The following is a 9,958-nucleotide window of genomic DNA, read 5'->3' on the forward strand; positions in this document are numbered from 1 at the left end:
AGAACAAGAATGTCAAAAATCATGTGATTTTTGACATTCTTTTTTTTATTTCTTCGATTTTTTACGAATAATAAAAATAAAAGGGGTATTTATGGAGACGTGGATTGAGAAGATCAAGGAATATAAACTGTTTTTAGGTTTGGCTGCTGTGGGGCTAGTGATGGGAGGAGTATTTCTTTTTTGGCCTAAGCAACCCCCACAAGCACAGGAAACTGTCATTTCCCAGTTAGAAATGGTGGATCAGGAGACTTCTCCTAAGGAAGACACCAGCCTCCCTTCTAGCTCTCAACAGAGGAGTGAGGAAAAGACGGACTCCTCTCAAGAGAAAATCATGGTGGATGTGAAGGGTGCTGTTAGACAGGCAGGGGTCTACGAACTTCCAGTGGGGAGCCGGGTCTATGATGCTGTCCAAAAAGCAGGAGGGATGACAGACGAAGCCAACAGCCAATCCGTCAACTTAGCGCAAAAATTGGAGGATGAGTCCATCGTCTATGTTGCTAAGAATGGAGAGGAGGTAGCGCCTGTTGCGTCCGCATCTGCATCTGCTGGGACGACCGGTGACGGCGAAAAGCAGTCAAAAGATGGAAAGGTCAATCTCAATACGGCAACAGAAGCAGAACTACAGACGATTTCAGGGATAGGTCAAAAGCGAGCCCAAGATATCATTGCTTATCGAGAGGAAAAAGGGAAATTTCAGTCTGTTGATGAATTGAAAAATGTTTCTGGGATTGGCCAAAAGACGCTAGAAAAGTTAAAAGAGCATGTTACAGTGGATTAGAAGTCTCAACATTCATCCATTTCATCTCACCCTGCCGGTCTTAGCTCTCTATTATTGGATCTACACGGGACACTGGCTCGCTTCGATCTTCCTTCTGGCCTTCTTCATCTTGTTTAGAAGACGCTACGATGGCAAACGATTTCTGTGCCTCATAGGGTTTCTTTCCCTCTTTACCCTTTGTTTTGCTTTCCGGATCGAACAGGGAAAACAAGAGTCAAGCGATCATAGGGTCCCAAGGGTCATTCAGCTTTTACCGGATACCATCAAGGTGAATGGAGATGCTTTATCCTTTCGTGCCAAGTCAGGTAGCCGTACTCTTCAGGTTTTCTACCAGCTTCAGTCAGAGGAAGAACAAGCCTATTTTAAACACCTGGATCAGGGGCTAGAATTACGGATCAAAGGCGAATTGGAAACACCGACAAAACAGCGTAATTTTATGGGCTTTGATTACCAGGCTTATCTGAAAACACAAGGGATTTATCACCTTTTGAAAATCAGTCACATTCTTGAAAAGAGACCTGCTGAGCCTAGAGATTTCATAGGGCTACTGTCTAGTTGGAGGCGAAAGGCCCTTGTATGGGTTCACCAGCATTTTCCCCAGCCCATGAGTCACTACATGACGGGCTTGCTTTTTGGTTTTTTAGATGTAGAGTTTGAAGAAATGAGCCAGTTGTATTCGAACTTGGGGATTATCCATTTGTTCGCCTTGTCGGGTATGCAGGTTGCCTTCTTCTTAGATGCCTTTCGGCGCTTCTTTCTCCGCTTGGGATTGGAGCAGGAAAAGGTTGCCTACCTCCTCTATCCGTTTTCGTTCCTTTATGCTGGGATGACAGGTTTTTCGGTTTCGGTCGTTCGAAGCCTCTTACAGAAACTCCTGGCCCAGGCTGGGCTCAAGGGAATGGAAAATATGGGAGTCACTCTCCTCTTGTTAGTCCTTCTCTTACCGTCCTCCTTATTGACTGCTGGAGGCCTCTTATCCTGCGCCTACGCCTTTATATTGACGCTAACCTCTTCCGAAGAGGAGAAGGAGGGAATCCGAAAAGTCATCAAGGAGAGTCTAGTGTTAACACTAGGGGTTCTTCCTTTTCTCATTTTTTTCTTTGGAGAATACCAACCCTGGTCCCTTCCTCTAACCTTTATTTTTTCTCTCTTATTTGACCTTCTGTTGTTGCCAGGACTGAGTGTCGTCTTTCTCCTTTCTTTTCTTTATCCCTTGACCTTCTGGAATCCTTTCTTCGTCTGGATGGAAAAAAGTATGGAGTATCTAGCGAGCTTCACTAGTCAATCCTTGGTTTTTGGACAGCCAAGCATTTACTATTTTATATTACTATTGTGCTTGCTAGCTTGTCTCTATGAGATTCGAAAGGTTAAGAAATGGCGATACCTATTTTTACTCTTAGTATGCTCTGTATTTGCTATCGTGAAGCATCCTTTAGAAAATGAGATTACCATCATTGATATTGGTCAAGGTGATAGTATTTTGTTGCGTGATTGGCGAGGGGAAACCATCTTAATTGATACAGGAGGAAAAGTGGACTTTAGCCAAAAGGAGGAATGGAAGAAGCGAAGGGCTTCTAGCAATGCAGAACGGACCCTGCTCCCCTATCTCAAGAGCAGGGGGATTGACCAGATTGATCATATGATTCTCACGCATACTGATACAGATCACATGGGAGATTTGGAAGTGCTTGCGACTAAGGTTAGGATAAAGGAAATCAACATTTCCAAGGGAAGCTTAAAAAAAGACTCTTTTGTCCGTCTGCTCAAACGGTTGAACTTACCGGTAAAAACATTGGAGGCTGGTGATCAACTGTCGATTTTTGATGGGCGTGCAGAAGTCCTCTATCCGGTAGAAATAGGAGATGGGAGTAATAACGATTCCATTGTTCTTTATGGCCGCTTTTATGGGTGGTCCTTCCTTTTTACAGGAGATTTAGAAGAAGAAGGGGAAAAGACCTTGTTAGCCCGTTATCCTCAACTGCGCGTGGATGTCCTAAAAGCAGGCCACCATGGTTCTAAGGGATCTTCTCACCCTGCCTTCTTAGAGAAAATCCAAGCAAAAATTGCCTTGATATCTGCGGGCGAAAAAAATCGTTACCAGCATCCTCATCAGGAAACCTTGGAGCGCTTCAAAGAGTTACAAATGACTGTTTTTCGTACAGACCAGCAAGGAGCGATTCGTTTTAGAGGGTGGAATCAGTGGACGATTGAAACCGTTCGATAAGAGCTGTTTGATTTCTAGCTTGAAAATTGCTATGATAAAGTCAAGGAAATGAGGTTACAAGTATGAAATCATTACAGTTGTTTTGGATGCAATATGCTGATTTTTCAAGAAAATCAGATAGAAAAGAATTTTGGATTAGCCAAGCCTGGCATTTATTATTTACCAGTCCATTTTGGATTTACCAATTGGTCTTACTCTTTTCAAATTCGAAATCAGAGGAAGACGTGATTCCCTTGACCGGGATGGACGTTTCAGCTTGGTTCAGCATCTTTTTTCTCCTGTATCTCTATCTTATTTTTGTTCCCCAGCAAGCAGTAGTCGTTCGGCGATTGAGAGATGCGGGTCTTCATTGGTCGTTGATTTTCCTATTTCTAGGCCCTATCTTACTCTACCTTTTATCTCCTATTTCCATTTTTCTAGTCTTAGCTCTTGCGGGTTTGCTCTGTTTGGCTTGTCTCTTGGTCCTTCCAAGTGCTAGACTTGCACAACCGGACCAGAATGCTTCTCCAGTATTTGCTTCGATGAGTCCTGGGGTCTCTTCGCCAAGTATGCCATCCCATTTGATGGATCCCAACAGTTTTTCAGCTATTCCCCAGATTGTTTCGGCTCCACCAACTCCATTAGAGAAAGCGCCGCTTGAAAAGAAAATGGAATCGGAACAGACCCAGCATCAGTTTAGAGAGTGGAATGAGGTACCTTCAGAACATGCAGGCTTTACAAACAATTAAAAAAATCAGTGCTGAGAACCTTCCTCCAATCCTGGTTCTATCAGGAGATGACATCGGTCAGTTTGAGTGGATGAAAGAGCAACTTTTAAAGAAAGTTGGCTACGATTCATCTGATTTGAACTATTCCTATTTTGACATGAAGGAAACAGCATATTCAGAGGTCGAGCTTGACTTAGTTAGCCTTCCATTTTTTGCGGATAAAAAAATAGTGATTTTGGATCATTTTGTCGATGTGACGACCGCAAAAAAAAGATACCTGACAGATGATGAATTGCAGTCCTTTGAAGGATACTTATCGGCACCTTTAGAAACGACTCGCTTGATTGTCATTGCGGAAGGAAAACTGGATAGCAAGCGAAGAATTGTCAAGCTCTTAAAAAGGGATGCCCAGTTGCTGGAAGCGACTGAATTAAAAGAGCAGGAGTTGCGTGCCCATTTCACGGAAGAGATCAAGTCTCTAGGGCTAGCGATTGATTCACAAGCCTTCGACCAACTTTTGATCAAATCTGGCTTTGATTTTAGTGAGATTCAGAAAAACTTGGAGTTTCTTAAAACCTACAAGGGAGCTTCAAGCATCACTATCACAGATATAGAAGAGGCTATTCCAAAGACACTCCAGGATAATCTGTTTGATCTGATCCAGATGATTTTAAAGAAAGAAATAGATTCTGCCCGCAGTTTGGTCAAGGACCTTCGGCTGCAAGGAGAGGATGAAATCAAGCTTTTGGCCATTTTATTGAGTCAGTTCCGTATTTACACACAGGTCAAGCTGTTGAAGCAAGAGGGACGAACAGAATCCCAAATCGTTTCAGACCTATCAGAGCTGACCGGTCGAAAAGTAAATCCCTATCAAGTCAAATTTGCTCTAAGAGATAGTAGAGGAATATCTTTAAGCTATTTGGAGCAGGCGATTTGTCTGTTGATTGATACCGATTTCCAAATGAAATCGGGAACCTATGAGAAAGATTATCTATTTGATTTGGCTTTGCTAAAGTTGACTAACCCATCTGTGTAAGCAGAATAGTTGAATAAATTGGATGATTGCGTTATCATTTTTATATACATAAAGAAATAGAGGTATTTTCCATGGCAATTATTTTACCAGATCTTCCGTACGCATACGATGCATTGGAACCATACATTGATGCTGAAACAATGCACTTGCACCATGATAAACACCATCAAACTTACGTAAACAATGCGAATGCAGCTCTTGAAAAACACCCTGAAATTGGTGAAGACCTTGAAGCTTTGTTGGCAGATGTAGAATCGATCCCAGCTGATATCCGCCAAGCGCTTATCAACAACGGTGGTGGACACTTGAACCACGCTCTTTTCTGGGAATTGATGACTCCTGAAAAGACAGCTCCTTCAGCAGAACTTGCAGCAGCAATCGATGAAGCCTTCGGTTCATTCGAAGAATTCCAAGCAGCTTTCACTGCAGCAGCAACTACTCGTTTCGGTTCTGGATGGGCATGGTTGGTTGTGAACAAAGAAGGGAAGCTTGAAGTAACTTCAACTGCAAACCAAGACACACCAATCTCAGAAGGGAAGAAACCAATCTTGGGCTTGGATGTCTGGGAACATGCTTACTACGTGAAATACCGCAACGTTCGTCCTGACTACATCAAAGCTTTCTTCTCAGTGATCAACTGGAACAAAGTAGACGAGCTTTACGCAGCAGCTAAATAAGCTTTCATAATAAAAAAGTTTGAATCAAGAGGTCTCTTAAAGGAGCTTCTCGATTCAGGCTTTTTATTTTTCAAATTGGCCAACATAGTCTCAAATGAATACCCCATTTTGGGAGGGATATTTCTTGCGTTTATACCTGAAAATGATACACTAGAAGAGTATGTGAAAGTGAGGAGAAAGGCTTCCTACATAAGAAAGAAGCCGTGGCACTTTTTCTGAAAAAAACTGTACCTCAACAAAAGGGAGAATGAAAATGACAAGTATTACGATTACAAAAGGAGCAGTGGATACGCCACTTTATCTAAAAATGCTCAACCGCCACGGGTTAATTGCAGGGGCTACTGGTACAGGGAAAACCGTGACCCTAAAAGTCATAACTGAAAAATTAAGTCAGCAAGGGATTCCGGTGTTTCTAGCAGATATCAAGGGAGATCTATCAGGTCTTGCTAAAGCAGGACAATGGACGCCAAAGATGGAAGAGCGCTATAAACTACTTGGTATTGCAGATCCTTTTGAACCTCAAGCTTTTCCAGTTCGCTTATGGGATGTCTTTGGTCAAGCAGGTCATCCGGTCCGTGCAACGATTGAAGGAATGGGCTCTCTCTTGCTAGCGCGCTTGTTGGACCTCAACGAAACGCAAACAGGGATTTTGGCCATCGTCTTTAAATTGGCCAAAGAAAAAAATTGGCCTTTGATTGATTTGAAGGATTTGCAGAGTCTTTTGAAGGAAGTCTATGACCATGCCTCAGATTATTCCGCTCAATACGGCAATATCAGTAAACAATCAGTAGGAGCTATTCAACGAAGCTTGTTAGTGCTAGAGCAAGAGGGGGCAGATCAATTCTTCGGAGAGCCTGCCTTGGATCTTCAAGATTTTATGCAATTGGACAGCAGTGGACGAGGCTACATCAACATTCTATCAGCGACTCGTCTTTTCAACTCCCCTAAGCTTTATTCAACCTTCCTGATCTGGATGTTGTCTCGTTTGTTCGAAACCTTACCAGAAGTTGGAGATCTAGAAAAACCAAAATTTGTCTTCTTCTTTGATGAAGCCCACCTCTTGTTTAATGATGCGAGCAAGCTCTTCCTGGAAAAGGTTGAGCAAGTCGTTCGCCTTATCCGGTCAAAAGGAGTAGGGATCTACTTTATTACACAGAATCCTCAAGATCTCCCTGAATCTGTATTGGCTCAGCTTGGGAATCGTGTCCAACATGCCTTGCGTGCCTATACGCCAAAAGAAATGAAGGCCATCAAGGTTGCTGCTCAAAGCTTCCGACCAAACCCAGAATTTGATACGGAAACTGTCTTGACGGAGTTGGGAACAGGGGAAGCTCTCGTTTCCTTCCTAAATGAAAAGGGGCAACCAAGTGTGGTGGAACGCTCCTATATTTTGTCTCCACAATCGAGTTTTGATTTGTTAAACGAGAGTGAACAGTTGGCCTTGATGACCAGCTCTCCTTTCCATCAAAAATATGCTGTTCGAGTAGACAATGAATCAGCTTATGAAAAATTGACTGAAAAATCTGCTAGAGAAGAGAAGGAAAAGGAGCGGGAAGAGGAAGATAAAGCAAGAGTTGCAGAAGAGAAGGCCAGTCAAAAACGGAGTCCGGGCCGTCTGCGGAAATCTAGTTTAGAAAAGGCCAAAGATTCCTTTATCAGTTCCTTGTTCCGTACCATTGCGCGTGAAGTGGCAAAACTGATCATGGGATCCTTTAAGCGGAAATAAGACAGTCAAAAGGGGATGGACTATTAGGAAAATGAAGAAGGATTGATCTGGAAATCGCTAAAAAATTTCTTCTAGAAGAAATCGTTTTCTGATCCGGAAACACCTTGTTATTTTAAAGAGAATCTTTTATAATTAACTTCATATGAAAAAAATATTTAATGTTCGATCGATCATGATTGTGTTGGGAATTTTACTATGTATAGGAGGAGTTGGAGCGTTAACTTACCTCCATCTTCATCAGGCTCCGGCCTCACCACTTGCTCAAGAGGGAACGACGGCTCAACCAGTTGAGTCCAAGGAAGAGAAGCAGCCCCTTCAACCTCCTCGTGTCAAAACTCCTGAAGAAAAACAAGCTGTCATAGATCAAGATCGTGAAACCATGGAGAATTTGGGTCTTGTCTATGATTATGCCAATAAAGGCTTAGTTGAAGTTGTACAAGACTACATGGCTGAATATGGTATTGATCCTTCCCAAATTACCTTTACCTACAAAAATCCTGCGACAGGCCAACAATTTTCGATGAATGAGTTGCAGCCGATGACAGCTGGAAGTACCTATAAACTGCCCCTCAATATGTTAGTCGTGGATGAAGTCGATGCAGGGAAATTAAATTTAACGGAAGAATTTGATATTACCAATACTTACTACGAGTACCTTGGAGAGCACGATAATTATGTAGCTGCCTTCGGTGGCGCTATGACGATCCCAGATATGCAGCGGTATTCTCTTGTCTATTCAGAAAATACGCCGGCATATGCCTTGGCCGACCGCTTTGGTGGTATGGACAATGTTTACGGAAAGTATGAAAAGTATGGAAAATCCCGAGCAGAAATAAAAACTATTAGTCCTGAAAACAAAACGACATCTGATTACTATATTCAAGTCTTAGACTATCTTTGGAATCATAAAGAAAAATATGCGACCTTGCTAGAATTGATCGGAGAGTCCTTCCCGAATGAATACTACAAACGGTATTTACCAGATTTAGTCATTCAGCAAAAACCTGGTTATGTAGCGGAAGCCCTCAATGTCGAAGCCATCGTTTACGAACAAACACCCTACCTCATCTCGATTTTTACAGCTGGTCTAGGGGGAACTACTCCAGAAAGTACGGAGATCAGTGGCTATGGTCTTCATTTACTTGGCCAACTCTGCTATGTGATCAATGAATGGCACCGTGTAAATGTCAATTAACGATTTAGAAGCTTTCCCAAAACAGTTTTGGGAAGGTTTTTTCTATGGAAAATATTGTTTCATGGTTAAATCTTGGGGACATTCTTTGAGGTCAGTGAATAAATATGATATAATAACTAAAGAACCTAAAGAAAGAATAGAAATGATTACAAAAGAAGATTATCAGTTGATTCGATCCCATCCAGCTTTCTCTGAAATTCCAGTTGAAAAATTCGATAAATTAGCTGTAGAAATCCATTATAGAGAAATTCCAAAGGGACAGATCCTATTTTTTGCTGGTGATAAGCGCGATCGGATTTTTTTAGTGGTAGAAGGCTATGTCCGTATTGAGGAGTTTGATTCTTCAGACACCTTCTCGTATATGGATTACATTAAAGAAGGAGCTGTCTTCCCATACGGTGGTATGTTTACAGATTCAACTTATCACTATACAGCCACTTCCATGACAACCGTAAAATACTTCAGTATTCCTGTTCAGCTTTATGAGGAAATTGTCCAGTCCAGTATGGAACAAGTTCTCTTCATTACGAGAAAACTTTCAAAAATTCTGGAGTTCCAGGAGTTGCGGCTTCGTAATGTGGTCGCAGCCAGTGCCAGTGATCGTGTGATTCAATCCCTAGCTCTACTTTGTAAGGATTATCAAAAGTTTGGTCCAACCATTCCTTTTCCAATGAGCATGAAAGAGTTGGCTAGATTAGCTGCGACGACGAGGGAAACCGTCAATCAAGTGTTAAAGAAGCTCCTAGAAGAGGAGAGAATCGAGTACAAGCATAAGAAATTAACTTTTCTCGATCTTCCATTCTTTTTAGATAGTTTTGAAGAAGCCTAGTAGGGCTTCTTTTACTTTCTGTCAAAAACGTTAAAAAGTTTCAAAAATCAAATAAAAAAATATTTACTCACAAAAAGAATATATTTAGCAAAATATCCAAAGAAAGCGGTTCATTTTTCATAAAACTAGGGTAATATTTAAAAAAGTGTCAAATTCTTGGCATTCGTAATGGAAGATTGGTTGTGAAAGCGGTACCAATTGGTGATAAAATGGAACCTGTAAACGGGATTAGCTAAGCTAAACCGCAAGAAAAAGGAGGACAATAGATGTCTACACACCCAATTCATGTTTTCTCAGAAATTGGAAAACTGAAAAAAGTTTGTTTGCACCGTCCAGGTAAAGAGTTGGAAAACTTGATGCCTGACTATCTTGAACGTCTTCTTTTTGATGATATTCCATTCTTGGAAGATGCTCAAAAAGAACACGACGCATTTGCTGAAGCACTTCGTAACGAAGGAATCGAAGTACTTTATCTTGAGCAGTTGGCTGCTGAATCATTGACTTCTCCAGAAATTCGTGATCAGTTCATCGAAGAATACCTTGAAGAAGCAAACATTCGTGGACGCCAAACAAAAGTTGCGATCCGTGAATTGCTTCACAGCATTGAAGACAACCAAGAATTGGTTGAAAAAACAATGGCAGGGGTTCAAAAAGCTGAACTTCCAGAAATTCCTGAAGAAGCAAAAGGATTGACAGACCTTGTTGAATCTGACTATCCATTTGCAATCGACCCAATGCCAAACTTGTACTTCACACGTGACCCATTTGCTACAATTGGTAATGCAG

Annotated in this window: 9 protein-coding genes; all 9 read left to right on the forward strand. The window is 41.7% G+C overall.

The genetic code is table 11. The annotated features are described in order from the left end of the window. Positions 1 to 91: 91 nt before the first annotated feature. Complete coding sequence (locus RCH62_RS04450) at positions 92 to 778, forward strand: helix-hairpin-helix domain-containing protein (RefSeq protein ID WP_306474722.1); 687 nt, start codon at positions 92 to 94, stop codon at positions 776 to 778. Beyond that, positions 762 to 3,002 carry a DNA internalization-related competence protein ComEC/Rec2 gene (locus tag RCH62_RS04455; protein WP_306474723.1) on the forward strand — a complete coding sequence of 747 codons (2,241 nt, stop codon included), beginning with the start codon at positions 762 to 764 and terminating at the stop codon, positions 3,000 to 3,002. The genes RCH62_RS04450 and RCH62_RS04455 overlap by 17 nt, the downstream gene beginning before the upstream one ends. 62 nt (positions 3,003 to 3,064) lie before the next feature. Then, positions 3,065 to 3,730, forward strand: a complete 666-nt coding sequence (locus RCH62_RS04460) for a DUF805 domain-containing protein (protein ID WP_306474724.1) — start codon at positions 3,065 to 3,067, stop codon at positions 3,728 to 3,730. Beyond that, positions 3,708 to 4,745: a DNA polymerase III subunit delta gene (gene holA, locus RCH62_RS04465; RefSeq protein WP_306474728.1), complete on the forward strand. Its 1,038-nt coding sequence runs from the start codon at positions 3,708 to 3,710 to the stop codon at positions 4,743 to 4,745. The genes RCH62_RS04460 and holA overlap by 23 nt, the downstream gene beginning before the upstream one ends. 71 nt (positions 4,746 to 4,816) lie before the next feature. Then, on the forward strand, positions 4,817 to 5,422 hold the full coding sequence (gene sodA / locus RCH62_RS04470; protein WP_048689195.1) for a superoxide dismutase SodA: 606 nt from the start codon (positions 4,817 to 4,819) through the stop codon (positions 5,420 to 5,422). Positions 5,423 to 5,675: 253 nt separating this feature from the next. After that, the gene (locus tag RCH62_RS04475; protein WP_306474725.1) at positions 5,676 to 7,148 is read left to right on the forward strand and encodes a helicase HerA-like domain-containing protein; all 1,473 of its coding nucleotides are present in this window, start codon (positions 5,676 to 5,678) and stop codon (positions 7,146 to 7,148) included. A 142-nt stretch (positions 7,149 to 7,290) separates the two neighbouring features. Next, positions 7,291 to 8,343, forward strand: a complete 1,053-nt coding sequence (locus RCH62_RS04480) for a serine hydrolase (RefSeq protein ID WP_306474726.1) — start codon at positions 7,291 to 7,293, stop codon at positions 8,341 to 8,343. A gap of 142 nt (positions 8,344 to 8,485) precedes the next feature. Next, positions 8,486 to 9,172: a Crp/Fnr family transcriptional regulator gene (locus tag RCH62_RS04485; protein ID WP_061563760.1), complete on the forward strand. Its 687-nt coding sequence runs from the start codon at positions 8,486 to 8,488 to the stop codon at positions 9,170 to 9,172. Positions 9,173 to 9,438: 266 nt separating this feature from the next. Further along, positions 9,439 to 9,958: arginine deiminase family protein (locus RCH62_RS04490; protein WP_306474727.1), on the forward strand; the 520-nt coding region annotated here is incomplete at its 3' end.

Origin of the sequence: Streptococcus sp. (assembly GCF_030825805.1) — a bacterium.
Taxonomy (GTDB): domain Bacteria; phylum Bacillota; class Bacilli; order Lactobacillales; family Streptococcaceae; genus Streptococcus.

Bases quoted from the DNA above. Each gene is read 5' to 3' on its own strand.
- RCH62_RS04450 (WP_306474722.1), top strand. From the start codon at position 92: ATGGAGACGTGGATTGAGAAGATCAAGGAATATAAACTGTTTTTAGGT.
- RCH62_RS04455 (WP_306474723.1), top strand. From the start codon at position 762: ATGTTACAGTGGATTAGAAGTCTCAACATTCATCCATTTCATCTCACC.
- RCH62_RS04460 (WP_306474724.1), top strand. From the start codon at position 3,065: ATGAAATCATTACAGTTGTTTTGGATGCAATATGCTGATTTTTCAAGA.
- holA (WP_306474728.1), top strand. From the start codon at position 3,708: ATGCAGGCTTTACAAACAATTAAAAAAATCAGTGCTGAGAACCTTCCT.
- sodA (WP_048689195.1), top strand. From the start codon at position 4,817: ATGGCAATTATTTTACCAGATCTTCCGTACGCATACGATGCATTGGAA.
- RCH62_RS04475 (WP_306474725.1), top strand. From the start codon at position 5,676: ATGACAAGTATTACGATTACAAAAGGAGCAGTGGATACGCCACTTTAT.
- RCH62_RS04480 (WP_306474726.1), top strand. From the start codon at position 7,291: ATGAAAAAAATATTTAATGTTCGATCGATCATGATTGTGTTGGGAATT.
- RCH62_RS04485 (WP_061563760.1), top strand. From the start codon at position 8,486: ATGATTACAAAAGAAGATTATCAGTTGATTCGATCCCATCCAGCTTTC.